At 32.0% G+C, this 19797-nt stretch carries 19 protein-coding genes; 18 read left to right on the forward strand and 1 reads right to left on the reverse strand.

The features are described from left to right. Window positions 1-60 precede the first annotated feature (60 nt). Window positions 61-828 (reverse strand): delta-lactam-biosynthetic de-N-acetylase, encoded by a 768-nt coding sequence (pdaA, locus tag GXK57_RS16855; RefSeq protein WP_243156461.1) that lies wholly within the window; start codon window positions 826-828, stop codon window positions 61-63. Window positions 829-1125: 297 nt separating this feature from the next. Between pdaA and ychF the strand changes: the two genes are divergently transcribed. The 18 genes from ychF to GXK57_RS16950 all read left to right on the forward strand — a co-directional run bounded on the left by ychF (window position 1126) and on the right by GXK57_RS16950 (window position 19797). After that, the gene (ychF, locus tag GXK57_RS16860; protein WP_128212814.1) at window positions 1126-2223 is read left to right on the forward strand and encodes a redox-regulated ATPase YchF; all 1098 of its coding nucleotides are present in this window, start codon (window positions 1126-1128) and stop codon (window positions 2221-2223) included. A 516-nt stretch (window positions 2224-2739) separates the two neighbouring features. Next, a complete protein-coding gene (gene mraZ / locus GXK57_RS16865; RefSeq protein ID WP_160678622.1) occupies window positions 2740-3168 on the forward strand; it encodes a division/cell wall cluster transcriptional repressor MraZ in 429 nt (142 codons plus the stop codon). Between the two features lie 12 nt (window positions 3169-3180). After that, on the forward strand, window positions 3181-4119 hold the full coding sequence (gene rsmH, locus GXK57_RS16870; RefSeq protein ID WP_128212816.1) for a 16S rRNA (cytosine(1402)-N(4))-methyltransferase RsmH: 939 nt from the start codon (window positions 3181-3183) through the stop codon (window positions 4117-4119). Between the two features lie 23 nt (window positions 4120-4142). Then, a complete protein-coding gene (locus tag GXK57_RS16875; protein WP_160678624.1) occupies window positions 4143-4655 on the forward strand; it encodes a septum formation initiator family protein in 513 nt (170 codons plus the stop codon). Window positions 4656-5305: 650 nt separating this feature from the next. Beyond that, window positions 5306-7510, forward strand: coding sequence for a stage V sporulation protein D (locus tag GXK57_RS16880; protein WP_160678626.1), 2205 nt, complete (start codon window positions 5306-5308; stop codon window positions 7508-7510). 205 nt (window positions 7511-7715) lie between these two features. Beyond that, a complete protein-coding gene (locus tag GXK57_RS16885) occupies window positions 7716-9188 on the forward strand; it encodes a UDP-N-acetylmuramoyl-L-alanyl-D-glutamate--2,6-diaminopimelate ligase (protein ID WP_160678628.1) in 1473 nt (490 codons plus the stop codon). Then, window positions 9182-10546, forward strand: coding sequence for a UDP-N-acetylmuramoyl-tripeptide--D-alanyl-D-alanine ligase (murF, locus tag GXK57_RS16890; protein ID WP_160678630.1), 1365 nt, complete (start codon window positions 9182-9184; stop codon window positions 10544-10546). The genes GXK57_RS16885 and murF overlap by 7 nt, the downstream gene beginning before the upstream one ends. A gap of 37 nt (window positions 10547-10583) precedes the next feature. Continuing rightward, the gene (mraY, locus tag GXK57_RS16895; RefSeq protein WP_160678632.1) at window positions 10584-11546 is read left to right on the forward strand and encodes a phospho-N-acetylmuramoyl-pentapeptide-transferase; all 963 of its coding nucleotides are present in this window, start codon (window positions 10584-10586) and stop codon (window positions 11544-11546) included. 20 nt (window positions 11547-11566) lie between these two features. Further along, window positions 11567-12685 carry a stage V sporulation protein E gene (gene spoVE, locus GXK57_RS16900; RefSeq protein WP_160678634.1) on the forward strand — a complete coding sequence of 373 codons (1119 nt, stop codon included), beginning with the start codon at window positions 11567-11569 and terminating at the stop codon, window positions 12683-12685. A gap of 551 nt (window positions 12686-13236) precedes the next feature. After that, window positions 13237-13986 carry an FtsQ-type POTRA domain-containing protein gene (locus tag GXK57_RS16905; RefSeq protein ID WP_160678636.1) on the forward strand — a complete coding sequence of 250 codons (750 nt, stop codon included), beginning with the start codon at window positions 13237-13239 and terminating at the stop codon, window positions 13984-13986. A gap of 11 nt (window positions 13987-13997) precedes the next feature. After that, a complete protein-coding gene (locus tag GXK57_RS16910) occupies window positions 13998-14711 on the forward strand; it encodes a DUF881 domain-containing protein (protein WP_160678638.1) in 714 nt (237 codons plus the stop codon). A 13-nt stretch (window positions 14712-14724) separates the two neighbouring features. After that, window positions 14725-15063, forward strand: coding sequence for a DUF1290 domain-containing protein (locus GXK57_RS16915; RefSeq protein WP_128212825.1), 339 nt, complete (start codon window positions 14725-14727; stop codon window positions 15061-15063). Between the two features lie 12 nt (window positions 15064-15075). Beyond that, a complete protein-coding gene (locus GXK57_RS16920; RefSeq protein WP_160678640.1) occupies window positions 15076-15813 on the forward strand; it encodes a DUF881 domain-containing protein in 738 nt (245 codons plus the stop codon). Between the two features lie 80 nt (window positions 15814-15893). Continuing rightward, on the forward strand, window positions 15894-16547 hold the full coding sequence (locus GXK57_RS16925; RefSeq protein WP_160678642.1) for a YggS family pyridoxal phosphate-dependent enzyme: 654 nt from the start codon (window positions 15894-15896) through the stop codon (window positions 16545-16547). A 15-nt stretch (window positions 16548-16562) separates the two neighbouring features. Continuing rightward, window positions 16563-17012 (forward strand): cell division protein SepF, encoded by a 450-nt coding sequence (sepF, locus tag GXK57_RS16930; protein WP_160678644.1) that lies wholly within the window; start codon window positions 16563-16565, stop codon window positions 17010-17012. 375 nt (window positions 17013-17387) lie between these two features. After that, window positions 17388-18152 (forward strand): YlmH/Sll1252 family protein, encoded by a 765-nt coding sequence (locus GXK57_RS16940; protein WP_160678646.1) that lies wholly within the window; start codon window positions 17388-17390, stop codon window positions 18150-18152. A 14-nt stretch (window positions 18153-18166) separates the two neighbouring features. Then, entirely contained in the window at window positions 18167-18769 is a 603-nt protein-coding gene (locus tag GXK57_RS16945) for a DivIVA domain-containing protein (protein WP_160678648.1), read from the forward strand. 416 nt (window positions 18770-19185) lie between these two features. Continuing rightward, on the forward strand, window positions 19186-19797 hold the full coding sequence (locus GXK57_RS16950; RefSeq protein WP_160678650.1) for a TraR/DksA C4-type zinc finger protein: 612 nt from the start codon (window positions 19186-19188) through the stop codon (window positions 19795-19797).

A 19797-nucleotide genomic window follows, 5' to 3' on the forward strand; every position in this document is an offset into this window, starting at 1 on the left:
TAAAAACCATGTCAACGAGATAAAACTAGAATTATCTCATAGACATGGTTTTATAAACATTTATTTTAGTTCTTCTAAAGATTTGAATTCATAACCTTGAGACTTCCATTCTTTTAGTAGATCATCAAGAATTTTTGTGTTTGTATCGGAAACTGCATGAAGCAATACTACACAACCGTTACTTGTTCTCTCCATTATTCTCTTTTTGGCGGAAACAGTATCAGGTTGATTATCTACAATCCAATCCTTGTAGGCAAAGCTCCAGAATATTGTCTTATAGCCTAACTCTTTAGTTTTGGATAGAGATGCTTCACTATATCTTCCCATTGGTGGTCTAAAATATTTAGGCATTTCCTTACCTGTAATCTTTGTGTACTCTTCTTCAACATCTGTAAATTCCTTTTTGAATTTTTCAGAATCAGTAACTTTCGCCATGGAAGGGTGATGTGAAGAATGATTACATACAAGGTGACCCTCTGACTCCATTCTTTTAACTAAATCAGGATTTTGAACAATATAAGGCTTAACCACGAAGAAAGCAGCTGGGACCTTATTTTGTTTTAAAATATCTAGTATTTTCCCTGTATTACCATTCTCGTAGCCTTCATCAAAGGTAAGATATAAGACTTTCTTTGATGTATCTCCAAGAAAATAACAATTATAATTAAATACAAAGTCTTTTGTTTCTTTTGGTGGATCTGGTGCTTCGCCCTTGTTGTATAGATAATACCAGCTATATTCCTTATTGCTTAAAGATTGCTCTGAACTGCTGCTAAACTTAAAAAAATCAAATTTTCTAAGATCAAAATTTAAATTGGATGTAGCCATTGATGTAACCAACGATAAGCTTATTAAAGTGCTCTTTAAAAATGAAAATTGCATCTAAATCACCTCCATTATATTTTTTTCATAAAATCCATTGAAATACTGGTTTTATAGAGGGTTAAATTCCACATAATATAACTTATTGAAATGTTGCTTACACTAAGGTATAATTTTATGGGTATTATGAAAGCTAGAGTAAAGGTGTATTATTTTGAAACTTCAGAATTAGATAAAAATAAATTTACATTTAAGAGATTTAGAACTATTATGAGGTATTAAAGTTAGAAAGGATGTACATAAATGAAATTAGGTATTGTTGGATTGCCAAACGTAGGAAAGAGTACTTTGTTTAATGCTATTACTAAAGCAGGAGCTGAATCAGCTAATTATCCATTCTGTACAATAGAACCTAATGTAGGTGTGGTTAGTGTTCCGGATAAAAGATTGGATGTATTAGAAGAAATGTATAACTCAAAGAAGAAAGTATTTACTTCAGTTGAGTTTTATGATATTGCAGGATTAGTAAGAGGTGCAAGTAAAGGTGAGGGTCTTGGAAATAAGTTCTTGTCCCATATAAGAGAAGTTGCAGCAATTTGTCATGTTGTAAGATGTTTTGATGATGACAATGTTGTACATGTTGAAGGTTCTGTTGATCCTATAAGAGATATTGAAACTATAAACCTAGAGCTTATATTCTCTGATCTAGAAATTCTTGAAAGAAGAATGGAAAAGACTATGAAGCTTGTTAGATCTGGTGATAAGAAAGCCAAGGAAGAATATGCACTAATGGAGAGATTAAAGGCTCATTTAGAACAGAGTAAGCCAGTAAGAACATTAGAGGTTACTGAAGACGAAGACGAGTTTGTGAAATCATTATTCTTAATAACTTCAAAGCCAGTGCTATATGTTGGGAACATATCAGAAGATGATATGATGGAAGGGAATCTTAACAACAAATATGTTGAAATAGTTAAGAAGCATGCGGCAGAAGAAAATGCTGAAGTAGTTGTTATATGCGCTAAGCTTGAAGAAGAGCTTTCATCATTAGAAGATGATGAAAAGAAAGAACTTTTAGAAGAATATGGACTTGATCAAGCTGGTTTAGATAAATTAATAAATGTAAGCTATAGACTATTAGGACTTATCAGTTTCTTAACTGCAGGACAGCAAGAAGTTAGAGCATGGACTATAACTAGAGGGATGAAGGCTCCTCAAGCTGCTGGTAAGATTCACTCAGATATTGAGAGAGGCTTTATTAGAGCTGAAGTTATAGCTTATGATGATTTAGTTAACTGTGGTTCAGAAGCAGCTGCTAAGGAAAAAGGACTTTACAGGCTAGAAGGCAAAGAATATATAGTTAAAGATGGAGATGTAATCTTATTTAGATTTAATGTTTAATTATATAATGGATTGAGATGGTGAATCTTTAAAAGCTTAGGTTTGAAATGACCTAAGCTTTTTTTATTGTCTAGAGCAGCTATATAAATTTTTTTGTTAGTGAAATCTAACTATATCAAGAATTTGCAACAGCTATTTAGGGTAAACGGTAAAAATATGTCTCCTGCAAGAATTTTTTCACATGGGTTTAAAAAGGCAGATGAGAATAAAAAGTCACTGAAGGTCGCTTCAGATATTTTTTACTGCAGATAAATATACTAGTTTTCTGTTTTTTAGATTTTGAAAGGCAAATAGACATAAGCTAATCTGAAACTTGAATATTTAACTAAAAATGAATAAGAATCCAAAATAAGTATTTAATATATTGGGAAACATTAATATTATTTTGAAAAATATTAAAAAATATATAAAAAAAGAGGGATTTTAGAATTTACATAGAATATTAAAGTTAAAGTGGTGAAAAGTGGTGGTAAGTGGTGTGACTTTCCACATCTATACCTAGTTTTGAGGTGTTTAATGTTTATTGGAGAATATCAGCATGGATTAGATAGTAAAAACAGAATAATCATGCCCTCTAAATTTAGAGAAGAACTAGGTAGTAAGTTCATCATGACTAAAGGACTAGATGGATGCTTATACGTTTATCCATTGAGTGAGTGGAAAATCTTAGAGGAAAAGCTTAAAAGCCTTCCACTTACTAATAAAGATGCTAGAGCCTTCGTACGTTTCTTCTTCTCAGGTGCAACTGAAATTGAGACAGACAAACAAGGAAGAGGTGTTATTCCTCAAAATCTTATTGAATATGCAGGTATAAATAAGGAAATAGTAAGTATTGGGGTATTAACTAGAATAGAAATTTGGGGCAAAGAAAAATGGGTAGACTACAACAATTCTGATATGGATTTTGATGCTATAGCAGAAAAGATGAGTGACTTAGGAATATAAGGAGAAATAAATATGGAATTTAAGCATGTGTCAGTATTATTAAATGAATGCATAGAAGCTTTAAATATAAAAGAAGATGGAATTTATGTGGACTGCACCTTAGGTGGAGCAGGACATTCTTCAGAAATAGTAAAAAGATTGTCAAGTAAAGGTAGACTCATAGGAATTGATCAAGATAAAGATGCTCTAAGTGCTGCTGGAAAAAAGCTTGAAGAGTATAAAGATAGAGTAACTTTAGTACACAACAACTTCTACAATATAGACTCCATACTTGAAGAGTTAAATATTGAAAAAGTTGATGGAATATTAATGGATTTAGGTGTTTCTTCCTATCAGCTTGATGCAGGAGAAAGAGGTTTCAGCTATATGCAGGATGCGCCACTTGATATGAGGATGAATAGAGAAAATAAATTCTCGGCCTATGAAGTTGTTAATGGATATAGCAGTGAAGAATTATTTATATTAATAAAAAATTATGGTGAAGAAAAATTTGCTAGTAGAATAGCTAATTTTATTGTGAAGGAAAGAGAAAAGGGGCCAATAGAGACTACATTCCAGTTGGTAGATATTATAAAAGCTGCCATACCTGCGAAAGCTAGAAGAGAAGGTCCTCATCCAGCTAAGAGAACCTTTCAAGCTATAAGAATTGAGGTAAATAAGGAATTATTTATTCTAGATAAGGCTATAAAGGATGGTGTTAGAAGGCTAAATGAAGATGGAAGAATGGCTATAATAACTTTCCATTCACTTGAGGATAGAATTGTAAAAACAGTATTCAAGGAATTAGAAAATCCATGCACATGTCCTAAGGAGTTTCCAATATGCGTGTGTGGTAAGGTTTCTGAAGTAAAGGTGCTTACTAGAAAACCTATAGATCCTACAGAAGCTGAAGTTGAAGAAAATCCAAGAAGTAGAAGTGCAAAACTAAGGGTTGTACAAAAAAATAAATAAATTAGTTATATTATGGTGGGGATGTGAATAAGTTGGTAGTGAAGGAATTCGATTATATTAACGGAAATACAGCGATAGATCCTAAGAGAAAGGTCAATGATCCGCAAAGAGATAAGCAGTATGAGGACCTCAAAAGGTCTAAGATAGACAGGGATAGAAGACTAAAAGAGAAACATAAAAAGAATAGAAGGGCAGCAACTCAAGTTATCTTAGCAATTTTTGTTTTAGGCATAGCAACTATCTGGAGAGATGTTAAGGTTTATACAGTTCAAGCTCAATTGACTCAAATAAACTCAGATATTAATGAATACAATGCTGAGAATGAGGCATTAAAGGCAGAATTGTTAAAAGTATCTTCACTAGATAGTATTAAGTCCACAGCTGAAAGCAAACTTGGAATGATTGTTCCTGGAAAGGATGATATTCTAAAGACAAGTTCTAAAGAAAATTACTTTGCTGCTGAAACAAAGGACAAGCCTGTAGAAAATAAAGATTCTTGGAACCTTTTAGCAAAAATAAAAGAGTTTTTATTTTAAAGATGTACCACTTTGATACCAAATGTATTTTCAAAACTCCTCTGGGTTTTTAGAGGAGAATTTGAAAAGATAAATTTTATTACAAAGTGGTACATGTATAATAGATATTAGGAATCTAAGCTGTATGAAAGTATTTTACATTGTTTTTGAAACTTTATAAAATTGATAAGTACTACATTAATCACTATAAAGTATTTATCGAAATATATAAGCTGCTTGAGCTGATAAAGATGTACCACTTCATAACTCCTTTGATATTTTTTCAATTCCTTCGGATATTAAAATGATGGGTTGAGATTTTGTCGCGGGTTTGAAGTGGTACATCTTTGTAGGTATCCTTATGATGATTTAATTTATACATGTTCGATAATGCGGGCATATGGGGATTATCTGGCATGCATAAATTAATAGTTGAAGTTTGATAGCTATATATCAGGTATTAAGGATATGCAAGTTAGTTTTTAGTTTATATAGGAAAAGTTTGTTTTTATATAAGCTGATTAATTAGCACAGCTGGAGGTAGAAGTTTTTTTGTAATTGAATAGGATTTATGAATAAGGTTATAGATTAAAACAATGTAATATTATAAGTTAATATATGGAATAACTTCGGTTCTGAGTGTATGAGCAATGTTTTTGGAGGTATAGTTATTGTTTGAGCATAATTACAGAGACGAAGCTACCACTAAGAAGAGAATGTGGATAACAGTAGTTTTTCTAACTATATTATTCTTTGGATTAACTTTAAGATTAGCCTATGTAATGATAATTAAAGGCAGTGAGTATTCTAAAATGGCAACTGAACAGTGGACAAGTAGAATAGAAATTGATGCAGTAAGAGGTAAGATTCTAGATAGAAATGGAGCAGAACTAGCTGTTAGTGGTAATGTCTATAGAGTGGACTTTGACCTCAATGCTATAAGGGAATATTTAAAGAAGCATAAAAGTACAAACGAAGACATTGCTCCTAAGATAGCAGCTGCATTAGATTTGACAAAAGAAGATGTGCTTAAAAAGCTAAATACTAAATTGCCCAGTGGAGCAGACGCTGGAGCCGCACATGTAGTTAGAAGAATAGAAAAAGATGTGGCTGACAAGGTTAAGGCTTTACAGATAAACGGAGTAATGGTATCACCAGATACAAAGAGATATTATCCTAATAACAATCTCTTATCTCATGTTTTAGGTAATACAAATTCAGATGGTAAAGGGCTTAATGGAGTTGAGTATCAGTATGATAAAGATTTAGCAGGAACTCCAGGTGTAAGAATAGCTGAAATTAATAGAAAAAGTGAAGAATTGCCATATACCATATCAAACTTCACAGCACCTATACAAGGTAAGGATGTTGAGCTTACTATAGATAAGCAGATACAGATGTTTGCAGATAAGGCAGCATCTCAAGCTTTAAGTGACAACAAGGCAAAAGCTGTAAGTGTAATTGTAATGAATCCTAAAAGTGGTGAGATATTAGCCATGGCTAACAAACCAGATTTTAATCCTAACAACCCTTACGAAGGAGCAGAAAATTTTGATGGGGCCACAGCTAGTGATAAACTTCAAAAGATGTGGAGAAATAGAGCAGTAAGTGACTCTTTTGAACCTGGATCAATATTTAAGGTTTTCACAGCAATTGCTGCCATGGAAGAGGGAGTTGCTGATAAGGGAGAGACCTATTCTTGTGCTGGTAGTGTAAAAGTATTGAATAGGATAATTAAGTGCTGGAAGAGAAGTGGACATGGAACTGAAACCTTTGGAGAGATATTAAAGAATTCTTGTAACGTTGCCTTTATAGAGGTTGGAAAGAAGCTTGGTAAGGATAAACTGGCAGAGTATATTAAGAAGTTTGGGTTTGGATCAAAATCAGGAGTAGATCTTCCAGGTGAAGCAAAAGGTATAACAAAGTCACCGGCGACAATAACCGATATAGATCTTGCTACTATATCCTTTGGACAGACCAATACTGTTAATCCAATACAGTTTATGGCTGGGTTTAATACAATAGCAAACAATGGAACTTGGATTCAACCTCATGTAATGAGAGAGGTAAGCCATGTAGATGATCAAGGTAATAGAGTAGTAGATAGAAAGTTTGAACCAAAGACCCAGCAGGTAGTAAGTAAAGAAAAGACAACAAAGCTAAGAGAATATCTTGAAAAGGTTGTTTCGGAAGGATCTGCAAAGAGAACCTTTATAGATGGATATCACATTGCTGGTAAGACTGGAACAGCTCAGAAAGTAAATCCTGCTAATGGAACCTATGAGGCAGGGAAGTATATATCTTCTTTTGTTGGTATGGCACCTGCCAATGATCCACAGCTGACTGTTATGGTTTCAATTGATGAGGCTAGTGCTGGAGAGTACTATGGTGGAGTTATAGCAGTTCCAGTAGCTAAAACTGTTTTTAATGATATATTCAATTATCTAGATCCTTCAGTTCTATCCAAGGATACCAGTAGCAATACAGATGCCCCAGATGTTATAATTCCTGAGGTTAGGGGTATGAAGATTGATGAGGCTAAGAAGAAACTTAAGGATAGTAAGATAGATTTTGATATTGAGGGACAGGGAGAGTATGTGACAGATATAAAGCCTACACCTGGCTATACCGTTAAGGAAGGCAGCAAGGTTAATCTTTACAGTGGAAGTTCAGGAAATTATAATAGAGATGTTATTGTTCCTGATATAAAAGGCTATACTAAAGAGGGAGCTACTAAAATTCTAGAAAAAGTAGGTCTAAAAGCTGAATTCTCTGGCAAGGGACTTATGGTTGATGAACAAACTATTCAACCAGGTGAAGTTGTTAAAAAAGGAGATTCAATCGGACTTACCTTAAGTGATGATGTAGATGACTAATTAGCATGTGGCTCAGCCACATGCTAGTATTTTGATATATTTAGGATAAGCTTAAATATAAGAGAATATACTTATCAAAAGTTTTTAGGCTTGAAAACCGCCTTTATGTGCAAAATACAGCTTTCTTAACATGGTAGATATTATTAAATACCATACATCATTTAGGAGAATTTTATAGCATATTATTTAAGGAGATGAGTGGACAATGCTTTTAAAAGAGTTGTTGAAGGATGTAAAACATGAGCTTATCAAAGGAAGCTTGGAGCAAGAAGTGAATAAAATTACTTATGATAATAGAAAAGCAGAAGAAGGAGATGTTTTCTTTTGTATTAAAGGCTTTGCCAGTGATGGTCATAAGTTTGCAAAAGGTGCAGTAGAAAACGGAGCCAAGGTTATTATCTGTATGGATGATATAAATCTTGATGAGGATGTGACTATTGTCAAGGTAGAAGACACTAGAAAAGCAATGGCTTTAGTAGGTGCCAACTATTATGATAATCCTACTAAGAAGCTTAAGGTTATAGGAATAACTGGTACCAACGGTAAGACAACATCTGCTTTTATGATGAAGAAGGTACTTGAAGCAAGTGGATATAAGGTTGGATTAATAGGTACTATTGCTAACTATATAGGAGATAGGGTAATTAAAACTGAACGTACGACTCCTGAATCCTTGGAGCTTCAAGAACTTTTCAATGAGATGGTAGAAGAAAAAGTTGATTACTGTGTTATGGAGGTTTCCTCTCATGCCTTAGAACTTGATAGAGTATATGGAGTAAGATTTGCTGGGGCTATATTCTCCAATTTGACTAGAGATCATTTAGATTTTCATAAGACCTTTGAAAACTATTATAAGGCTAAATTTAAGTTGTTCGAAAGAACTGATATATCGGTAATTAATATAGATGATTCCTATGGTAAAAATATAATTAAGGACTTAGAAGAAAAGAATATAGATACAAAGGTTTATACCTATTCTATTAACGATAGCAGCTATATTAAGGCTGATAATATAATTAATTCTTCTAAAGGAGTACATTTTAATGTATCTTTAGAAGGTACAACCTATGACATTAAACTTCAAATGCCTGGGTTATACAATGTATACAACGCACTTTCAGTTTTAACTTTATCAAAAGTTTTAAGCTTGCCAATAGATGCGATAATGGATGGATTGAATAAGGCTGTTGTTCCAGGAAGATGTGAGAGAACAGCGTTAGAATACAATATTCCATATGAAGTTATAATTGATTATGCACATACGCCAGATGGATTAGAAAATATACTAAAAACAGCTAGGGAGTTTACTTCTAATAGATTGATTTCTGTATTTGGCTGTGGGGGAGACAGAGATAAGGTTAAGAGACCTATGATGGGGAAAATTGGAGTAGAACTAAGTGATGTTGCTATAGTTACTTCCGATAATCCAAGAACTGAAGAACCTATGGCAATAATAAAGGATATAGTTGAGAACTTAGAAGCAGATAGCTATAAAATTGTTGAAAATAGAAGAGAAGCCATAAAGGAAGCACTTAAGCTTGGCAAGTCCGGAGATGTTATTGTTATAGCAGGAAAAGGACATGAAAATTATCAAATACTAAAAGATAAGACAATTCACTTTGATGAAAGAGAAGTTGTGATTGAAATACTAGAGCAATTAGGAGTGGAAAAATGTTAGACTTAACCTTGGAAGAAATTTCAATAGCCATAAATGGTCAGTTTATCAAAAGAAATAAAGATGAACACTTTGTAAAAGTTAGTACGGATACAAGAAAAATTGAGAAACAAAGTATATTCTTTGCTTTAAGAGGCGAGAATTTTAATGGCAATAACTATATTGAAGAAGCTGTTAAAAAAGGTGCAAGTGTTTGTATAGTAGATGAAGAAAGAACTGAATTTGCTGATTTACAGTGTAACATAATAAAAGTACTTGATTCGAAAAAAGCTCTTCAGGCTCTAGCTAAGTATTATAGAAATAAACTTGGGCTTAAAGTTGTTGGTATAACAGGATCAAATGGAAAAACTTCTACAAAAGATATATTAGCAGCTATACTAGGAGAAAAATATTCAGTTTTTAAAACAAAGGGAAACTTTAATAATGATATAGGATTACCACTTATGATTCTAGAATTAGATAAAAGTATAGATATAGCTGTACTAGAAATGGGCATGAGTAATCTTAGAGAAATACATCTTCTAGCAGATATAGCGAGGCCTGATATTGCGTTAATAACTAATATAGGCTTATCTCATATAGAAAACCTCAAAAGTAGGGAAAATATATTAAAAGCTAAGATGGAAATTGTTGATTATTTCAACGAAGAAAATACTTTAATAGTTAACGGTGATGATGATCTTCTTAAAGATGTTGTCAGTGAACAATACAACATAATAAAGACTGGTTTAGAGAGTCATAACGATTTAATTGCTAGTGATGTGACTTTATTTAAGGATCATAGCGAGTTTGAAGTTATGTCTGAAGCTACTAAATTTAGATTTAGTCTTCCTATGCTTGGAAAACATAGCATTCAAAATTGTTTGTTGTGCTTACAGGTAGGAAAGTTACTTGGTATCTCTATGAAAGAGATGAATGATGGCTTAAATAATATAGAGGCCACTTCCATGAGATTAGAGATAATTGAGGAAGAAAAGATAACTATAGTGAATGATTGCTATAATGCAAGTCCTTCTTCAATGAAAGCAGCTATTGATGTGGTTAACAATATAGCTGAAGATCGAAAGGTAGCTATACTAGGAACCATGAGAGAATTAGGAGATGAATCCTTAAAGGCACATACTGAAACTGGGTTATATGCAAAAGAGAATAATATAGATTTATTGCTTTGCTGTGGCCAGTATTCAGAAGGGTTTAAATCCGGCTTTGAAGGAGATAATTGTATTGTTTTTGATTCTAAAGAAGAGCTTATAAATTCGCTTAAAGATCTAATTAAAGAAAAAGATACTGTGCTTGTAAAGGCATCTAGAGGTATGAAATTCGAAGATATAGTCAGCGAGCTTAGAAAAAATATTTTATAACCAAGGAGGTGAGCTGTCTTTAAATGGACGGCAATATATGGGGAATTTAGCTAATACAGCATTAATAATATCAATTTTAATAAGTTTTATAGTGGCATCAATAATAGGTCCAATTATAATACCTCTTTTACATAGGCTTAAATTTGGACAAAATATAAGAGAAGATGGTCCTCGAAGTCATTTAAAAAAGGCTGGAACACCTACAATAGGTGGATTAATATTTATGTTAGCCACGCTTATAACAATGTTAGTTATGATACCAAGTTTTACTGATGAATCAATGGTTGTACTTTATGCATTTTTAGCTTTTGGGTTTGTTGGTTTTCTAGATGATATATTAAAGATAATTCACAGAAACAACTTAGGACTTAGAGCTTGGCAAAAGATGGTTTTACTTCTTATAGTATCTGGAGCATTAGCTTACTATGCATATAACACTATAGGTACTTCAATAAATGTACCATTTTCGAGACATCAATGGGAGATGGGTTGGTTATTTATACCTTTTATAATAGTTTACTTCGCAGGAACAACCAATGCAGTAAACTTGACAGATGGATTGGATGGGTTGGCAACCTCTATAACAATATTGGTTATGACTTTCTTATCCATACTAAGTTTAAATATGGGACATTATAGACTTTCAATATTCTGTGTTTCTTTAGCAGGAGCCTTGTTAGGATTCTTGAGATTTAATGCTTTTCCAGCCAAGGTGTTTATGGGGGACACTGGTTCCTTAGCCTTAGGAGGGGCTGTGGCTGCAGTAGCAATGATGCTTAAAATGGAGCTGATTATAGTGATAGTTGGTGGAATATATGTATTAGAAACGCTATCGGTTATAATTCAGGTTGGTTCTTTTAAGCTAACTGGTAAAAGAGTATTCAAGATGGCACCGATCCACCATCACTTTGAACAGTTAGGTTGGAGCGAAACTAAGATTGTTTCAGTCTTTGCTATTTGTACAGTTGTACTTTGCCTTGTTGCCTTTTTGTCTTTGTAGTAATTATAGGAGGAATTTGAATGAAAAAAAAGAAGCCTAAAATGGGACAAATCGATTATGTTACCTTTTATACGATTTTTTTCCTATTGGCTATTGGTGTAGTAATGGTTTATAGCGCTAGTTCATACTATGCGATGTATAAGAATAATGATAGTATGTTTTTCTTAAAGAAACAGCTACAGTGGTCAGTGCTGGGAATAGCAGTTATGTTGTTTATGATGTCGGTAGATTATCATAAGATGAAAAAATATACTAGAATAATGATGATAATATCATTACCGCTTTTAGTAGCTGTTTTATTTTCTAAAGACGTTAATGGTGCTAAGAGATGGATACAGCTTGGGCCATTAGGACAGTTTCAGCCTTCTGAGTTAGTAAAATATGTTGTAGTACTGTTTATGGCTACTAGCATGGAAAAAAAAGGTGAGAAGATGAAGTCCTTTAAAGAAGGGGTTTTACCTTACCTTATTGTATCTGGTTTTTATGCTGGAATGATACTTTTAGAAAAGAACTTAAGTATAGCCTCAGTAATAATGATAGTTACCCTTATAGTAATGTTCGTTGCAGGTGCTAAGTCTACTACTCTTGGTTTTGGTGTAGTACCAGCAATGTTTGCAGCTGCTACCTTTTTCATATTTAGTGAAGATTATAGAAGAAGAAGATTATTAAACTTCCTAAACCCGTGGCAAGATCCAGCTGGTGATGGATATCAGCTAATTCAGTCTTTTTATGCTTTAGGAGCTGGAGGAGTTACTGGACTTGGTATAGGGCAGTCAAGACAAAAGACACTTTATATGCCAGAGCCACATAATGACTTTATATTTGCTATAATAGGTGAAGAACTAGGTCTTATAGGCTGTGCTCTGATAATAATATTATTTATAATCTTCGTTTTCAGAGGTATTAGAATAGCTATGGGAGCAAAGGATGCCTTTGGAACATTACTTGCTACAGGAATTACTTCTATTGTTGCAGTTCAGGCTATAATCAATATAGCAGTTGTAACTGGATCAATGCCAGTTACTGGAGTACCGCTACCATTTATTAGTTATGGAGGGAGTTCTCTGGTCATAAATATGGCCGCCATGGGTGTGCTGTTAAATATATCGAGGCAGGTTGAGAGAAAGAGAGCTATATAGAATATTTAACATTAATATTTAATAAAAGAATCACTAAGGCTTAGGCTTAGTGGTTCTTTTACTGTCTAGCAGGATATAAAATTTTTCAATATCTAAATCTAGCAATATGAAAGATTTAGAGGAGATGTTTATGGTAAATAGAAAAAATAATATTAGCCTGTCAGATTTTTATAATATACCTTAGTAAAGGTAGATGTGCAAAAGAGCTCCCTGAAGAAGGTCGTTTCAGCGACTTTTTTATTTTTTAGCAGCCTAAAAAATATTGTAGTCTAGAGAAAAGTAAATATTAACTATAGCTTATGAAGTACGATAATATAATTAGGTTCTATTAAAGTAATGTGTTAAAATTAATTGATTTCAACATAACACTTTAATATAAATAATAGTATTAATGTACTTAGGAATTATCCGATAGACCTGAAATTATGTAAGTAATAAGCTAAATGTTTTAATAAATTTGTAATGAAAAATTGAGGATATAGTGTTATTATATTATATGGTAATATAATAATATTTTTAGTAATTATATCAAATGTTTAAGAAGGTAATATATGAATAATGAGATAAATGAATATATAAAAAAGCATAAAAGAAAAAAGGTTAGGAAAAAGTTGATTTTGTTCTTTGCGTTCTTTTTTTCTATAACTATTCTTATATTATTGAAGGCTCCTTTTTTTAATATACAGGATATAAAGGTAGAAAATAATAAGATTATAAACAGTAAAGAAATTGTAGACAGGTCAGAGCTATATGGTAAAAATATTTTTTACATAAATCAGAAGGATGTTAGATCTAAGATTCAAGTTAATCCTTATATAGATGGCGTTCAGTTAAAAAGAGTATTTCCCAATGGAATAATAATAGACGTCACTGAAAGAAAAACTGTATACTTCTTTAAAAATTCAGATGGAATTTATGTATTAAACTCAGAACTTAAAATACTTGAAAAAAGAGACAAAATAGATGGGATGAGTTTGACAGAGTTAACTGGGATAACACCAACAGCTACAGAAGTTGGTTCATATCTATCAAATGATGAGAAGATTAAGAGGATAGCAATTAATATAGGCAAATATCTAGAAACAAACAGAAGTGATGTGAAGTTTAATTCTTTACAGATAAAGGATCCTACTTCACTTACTATGATGGTAGGAGAGGTAAGAATCTCTTTAGGTACTGATGAAAAATTAGAGGATAAATTTAATAATTGCATAAGAATCTTAAAAGATAATAATATAGGACTTAAAAAAGGATATATAGATGTTAGTTTTAACGGAGAACCGGTTATAAAACAGGAATAGGAGGCAAAGCAATGAAAAAGATGACTTCTCAGATAGTTGTTGCTATCGTATGCGCTCTATTAGGATTTTTGTTGGCTTATCAATTTAAGCTTATAAACAATAAAGAGAGTGCGATAAAAGATAATGTAGATAAAACAGATGTTGTAGCTGAACTAGATGCTCTAAAGAAAGAAAAAGAAGAACTTTTAAAGCAGAATAATTCTTTGTCAGATGATTTAAAGAAAATAGAGGAATCTGCTGCAAAAAAAGGTGATGTTAATACTGAGATAAAGCAACAACTTGATAAAACCAGAATGATACTTGGAACTGTAGATGTAAAGGGACCAGGTGTAATTTTATATCTTACTCCTAAGTCTTCTTTCCTTACTACCAATGGTGCTGATTATATATCCGAAAATGAACTCATTCATATAGTAAATATATTAAACTTTTCAGGAGCAGAGGCGATTTCTATAAATGATAAGAGGGTTACTACTCAGACAGGTATAAAAAATGCTAGTAACTACATATGGATAGGTGCAAATGAAAGAATATCACCTAATGATAAGATTGTAATAAAGGCAATAGGTGTAAAGAGTACCCTTGAAGCTGGATTAACCTTTCAAGGAGCTTTAGATTATGGAGTTTTATTCAATTACGAAAGAAAAATAGAAAAAAGTAATGAGATAACAATCCCTAAATCTTCTCAGGTAATTCATAACGATAATATTAAAGCTGTACAGTAGGAGTTGATTATTAATGATTGCATTTATAGGACTTTTAATTGGAATTATAGTAGGAATAGTATGGAAGGTTGATATACCTGAAAAGTTTTCACCTTACATGTCTGTTGCAATACTAGCTTGCTTAGATTCAGTCTTTGGAGCTATTAGAGCAAGTTTGTCAAAAAACTTTCAAGCAGATATATTCATATCTGGATTTTTTGGAAATGCTGCCCTTGCAGTTGCCCTTGCTTATTTAGGAGATAAACTTGGAATTCCTATATATATTGCAGCGGTAATAGTTTTTGGTGGAAGAATATTCGATAATTTTGCTATTGTGAGAAGGCTTTTAATAGAGAAAGCAAGATCCCGATAAAGGGGGGAATTTATGAAAAATAATGAAGCATCAATTTTTGTTTTTATAGCTTCTATTATAATAGGAATTCTTATAGCTCTTAATATTAACTTAAAGGGAACATCAAGAAGTTTTCAAATGAGCGCTAAGCAGTACCAAGATGCTTATAACCAAAAAAATAAATTATATGCCGAGGTTTCAAACCTTAAAGATTCCAATTCAAAGATGTCCGAAAAAATAAATAAATATAAATATGATGATACTAAAAATCAAAAATTAACTCAGGATATTGACAATGAATTTAATGATAATAATATGGAAATAGGATTTAGTGCTGTAAAAGGCAATGGAGTGAAATTAGTTATTAACGATGGCACTATAGATGATCCTAAAGGCTATGAACAGGAAAATACTCAACTTATTTTATTAAAGACACTTCATGATGATGATATGATAAAAGTTGTCAATGAGCTTAGAGTAGCCGGTGCTGAAGCTATATCCATAAACGGCCAAAGAGTTCTTCCTAATACAGAGATATTATGTAGTTGGGCTTTTTTGAGAATTAACGGTCATCAAATACCAGCTCCATTCGAAGTAACTGCTATAGGGGATCCGGAAACTCTTGATAGCACTCTTCAAAGAGACGATGGTTTTATAAGATCACTTATCAACAGAGGTATTCAAGTTGATATTACAAAAGAAAATAATCTGAAAATTGATCCATATATAGGAGATATAAGTTATAATAATCTTACACCTAAAACAAAATAGGTGTAAGATTTAAATATTTTGAAGGATTTTTCATATTTATGAAGAATATAATATTTTAAAGAAGTGGAGGCATGATTATTTTGAATATCAAATACAATATAGAGCAGATAAAAGAATCAATGCCAGAGGATGTAACCTTAGTTGCCGTTTCTAAGACTAAACCTATTGAACTTTTGGAGGAAGCTTATTCAGCAGGCATTAGGGATTTTGCTGAAAATAAAGTTCAAGAGTTAATGGAAAAGTTTGAGCTTTTTCATAAGGATGTTAGGTGGCACTTTATAGGTCATTTACAGACTAATAAGGTTAAGTATATATTGGATAAGGCTTTTATGATACATTCTTTAGACAGCATAAAACTTCTTAAAGAGCTTGAAAAACAATGTGATAAGCAACAATTACAAGTAAATACACTTATACAAATTAATATCGGTAAAGAGGAAAGCAAATACGGTTTTTATGAGGAAGACCTTGATGAAGTTTTTATTGAGGTAGAAAAATGTAATTGTGTTAAAATTAAAGGAATAATGGTTATAATTCCTAAAGGTGATGAAGAAAGTAACCGATATTATTTTAAGAGAACAAAAAATATTTATGAAAAAATCAAGGAACAGAAATACCAAAATGTAACTATGGAAATACTATCTATGGGCATGACTCATGACTATAAAACTGCACTAGAAGAAGGTGCTAATTTAGTAAGGATAGGTGAGGGTATTTTTGGTAAGAGAATATAAATAGGAGGATTAACTATGGCTGCAAAGATGTTTAGCAAGATGAAAGAGATTTTAGGCTTTGAGGAATATGATGAAGAGTACGATGAATTTGATGAAGCAGAGGAAATGGCAGTAGATGAGAATATTGAACCTGTATTAGCAGGAAAGAAGAATAATAAGGTTGTGAACATTCATACCGCAGCTTCTGCGAAAGTGATGATAACTAAGCCAACAGCTTATGAGGATGCAACTGAAATATGTGATGCACTTAAGAGCAGAAAAATCGTAGTTGTAAATACTAGCAGTTTAGAAAACAGAATTGCTCAAAGACTTTTAGATTTCATAAGTGGTGCGTGTTTTGCTCTAGCTGGAGAACTTCAAGAAGTTGAAAGAGGAGTATACATACTATCACCATCTAATGTTGAGGTTACTAATGAACTTAAGAGTGAACTTTCAACTAAAGGACTTTTCAATTGGTCTAAGTAGAGATATATCATTTTGTAAGTTTATTAAGTTGTAAGATTTAAGATGTTACAAAGACATCCTAAAACTAAAATTTAGTTATAGAGTGGTATATTTAAAGATCGGAGGAGATTTTTATACCTTTTATAAGAGAATTTATAAGTATATTATTTAATTTTATTGAGTTTATGATTTTAATTGATGCATTTTCATCCGTTCTCTTTATGGGGAAGGAAAATAAAGTAACTTATTATATAAAGCTAATTACAGCACCTATACTATCGCCTTTTCAAAAATTACAAAATAAGATTACACCAAATTCACCTTTAGACTTTTCACCAATGATAGCTATAATAGTTTTATCCTTAGTGCAAAATATTCTTTTAAGTTTTATTTAACATGAACAAGAAAGAATTTATTTCTATATTAGGTGTAGATGACATAGGCGAGTATAGTAATTTATATAATAAAATATCACTATCCTTAGAAAGAGAAATACCTATAGTCACAAATGAGTTTTACTCTCCTGTAGTATGGACTAAATTGCTTGAATATTTACAGGGAATAGGCATAAATTCTGTTGCCGAAGGTGGATTTACAGATAGCGAAAGAAGGGTCTTGGCTATAAATTGTTATAGTGTAGACTGGCCTTTTGAAATAATACAATTAGGCTATAATGGTAAGTTTGGAACTTTGGCACACAGAGATTTTTTAGGCGCAATTTTATCCCTTGGAATAAAGCGTGAAAAAATTGGTGATTTAAGAGTAAAAGACTTTAGTTGCTTTGTTGCTATACACAGCGATATAAAGGATTATATAACTTCTAATGTGACAAAAATAGGTAGGCATAGTGTTTCAGTTAAAACCGTTGCAAATCCAGAAGATATTCCAGCAGTTGATTTTGAAGAAATTATTATACAAGTCGCTTCTATGAGGTTGGATACCATAGTTGCGTCGATAAGTAGGAAAAGTAGAAATGATGCTATGGATCTAATTTCTAATGGGAGTGTGCTTTTGAACTATAAAGAAAATCGTAATAAGAGTACGGAAGTGAAATTAAATAGTACAATTACAATAAGAGGGACAGGAAAGTTTATCATAGTTGATACAGTGGGAAAGACAAAGAGCGATAATTTAAAACTAATGGTAAAAAAATATAAATAGCTGAGGTGATTAATATGAAGTTAACTCCCATGGAAATAACAAATAAGGAATTCAAGAGAGGCTTAAGAGGATACAATTCAGAAGAAGTAGATGAGTTTTTAGAGCAAGTAGTTGAAGAGTATGAGAATTTATATAAAGAAAATGGACTGCTTAAAGAAAAGTTAGCTGCTGTAGGTGAAAAGGTTGAGCATTATGCAAAGATAGAAAATACTATACAAAATACTTTGCTTTTAGCACAGAATACCGCTGAACAGGCTAAGTTAAATGCACAGAAGGAAGCTGAACTTATCGTTAGTAATGCTAATGAGACAGCGCAAAGGATATTGGATAAGGCTCATAATGATGTAATACAGATAAATGATGAATTTGACAGAGTTAAGCAAGAATTTGTAAAGTTCCGTGCTAAATTCAGAAACTTTATGAAAACTCAATTAGAAACTTTTGACGATTTGGAGAAAGATCTTGTAAAGAACTATAACATATCACACCCTATTAACGATATAGTAGAAAAAGATATACATATTGTTCCGGAAGATAATACCATTAATACTTATAAAGAAGAAGAAGTTGAAAGCAATAACATGGATGAAATAAAGAGCTTTTTTGCCAATAAGTAAACTATAAAGGTTAGACTATTAAACCACTTCATAGTTATATAATATTTTTGATTTTCATTGATTTATATAGATGTACCACTTCGTTTTTTAGAATATATTTTTCCAACATTTTGTTAGAAGCCATAGGAGCTTTGAAAATATATTCAGTATTAAAGTGGCATATCTTCAATGATTAGAATTAATATATTATATACAGGAAGTGGTTTGTTTTTATTCATTAGGAAGTTATAGTCTATATAAAGCTATGGATAAGTATTCAAGGATGGTTTAGAGCTGTATATTCTTGGAGAAATAAAAAATATGTGGTCTGCCAGAATTTCTTTACACTATTGGTTTATTATATTCAATGTAATAAAAATATTTTCTTTTGAAAGAATAATAATATATTTCAAAATTCTTTTGAAAGGAATGATATTATGGATGGCAGGGATTTAGACAGATATCGTATTAAATTAAACAGTGAAAAAGAAAGAGTTTTAAGCTTAATCAAGCAGCTTAAAGAAAATGAGGCTGTAGACTCTTATGCTGAAATTGCATCAGAGCTTTCATTTTATGACAATCATCCATCGGATTTGACTACGGAGACTTTTGATTTTGAGAGAGGTAAAGCTCTTAAAGGAAATGAAAGAGAGATTTTAAGAAAAATTGATGACGGCATAAAGGCTATTGATGAAGGCAAGTATGGTGTTTGTAAAAGATGTGGTACAGAAATAAGCAAAGAAAGACTTGACTTTCTTCCATATGCAGAATATTGTATAAAGTGTCAAAATGTTATTGGATCTATAAAAGAGTATAGAAGCAATAGGAGACCGGTTGAAGAGTCTGTTATAGGTAATCCTTTTGGATATGGCTATAATGACTTTAATGAGTATGAAAAGGTTGGGTTTGATGCAGAGGACTCTTTTCAGTCTGTAAATAGCTTTAACAGAATAAATAATGTATTTGATAATTATGATGATGACGATATGTACGTAGATCCAGTGGAGAAAATAAGTAACGAACAATATAAAAGTCAACTACCAGATTAA

It is taken from the genome of Clostridium sp. C8-1-8, from assembly GCF_009928445.1.
Lineage (GTDB): Bacteria > Bacillota > Clostridia > Clostridiales > Clostridiaceae > Clostridium_AR.

Coding starts and splice junctions, on each gene's coding strand:
- spoVE (WP_160678634.1), top strand. CDS start 11,567: ATGAAAAAAAAGAAGCCTAAAATGGGACAAATCGATTATGTTACCTTT.
- GXK57_RS16910 (WP_160678638.1), top strand. CDS start 13,998: ATGAAAAAGATGACTTCTCAGATAGTTGTTGCTATCGTATGCGCTCTA.
- GXK57_RS16905 (WP_160678636.1), top strand. CDS start 13,237: ATGAATAATGAGATAAATGAATATATAAAAAAGCATAAAAGAAAAAAG.
- GXK57_RS16885 (WP_160678628.1), top strand. CDS start 7,716: ATGCTTTTAAAAGAGTTGTTGAAGGATGTAAAACATGAGCTTATCAAA.
- GXK57_RS16940 (WP_160678646.1), top strand. CDS start 17,388: ATGAACAAGAAAGAATTTATTTCTATATTAGGTGTAGATGACATAGGC.
- sepF (WP_160678644.1), top strand. CDS start 16,563: ATGGCTGCAAAGATGTTTAGCAAGATGAAAGAGATTTTAGGCTTTGAG.
- rsmH (WP_128212816.1), top strand. CDS start 3,181: ATGGAATTTAAGCATGTGTCAGTATTATTAAATGAATGCATAGAAGCT.
- murF (WP_160678630.1), top strand. CDS start 9,182: ATGTTAGACTTAACCTTGGAAGAAATTTCAATAGCCATAAATGGTCAG.
- GXK57_RS16945 (WP_160678648.1), top strand. CDS start 18,167: ATGAAGTTAACTCCCATGGAAATAACAAATAAGGAATTCAAGAGAGGC.
- mraZ (WP_160678622.1), top strand. CDS start 2,740: ATGTTTATTGGAGAATATCAGCATGGATTAGATAGTAAAAACAGAATA.
- ychF (WP_128212814.1), top strand. CDS start 1,126: ATGAAATTAGGTATTGTTGGATTGCCAAACGTAGGAAAGAGTACTTTG.
- GXK57_RS16920 (WP_160678640.1), top strand. CDS start 15,076: ATGAAAAATAATGAAGCATCAATTTTTGTTTTTATAGCTTCTATTATA.
- mraY (WP_160678632.1), top strand. CDS start 10,584: ATGGGGAATTTAGCTAATACAGCATTAATAATATCAATTTTAATAAGT.
- pdaA (WP_243156461.1), bottom strand. CDS start 828: ATGGCTACATCCAATTTAAATTTTGATCTTAGAAAATTTGATTTTTTT.
- GXK57_RS16915 (WP_128212825.1), top strand. CDS start 14,725: ATGATTGCATTTATAGGACTTTTAATTGGAATTATAGTAGGAATAGTA.
- GXK57_RS16950 (WP_160678650.1), top strand. CDS start 19,186: ATGGATGGCAGGGATTTAGACAGATATCGTATTAAATTAAACAGTGAA.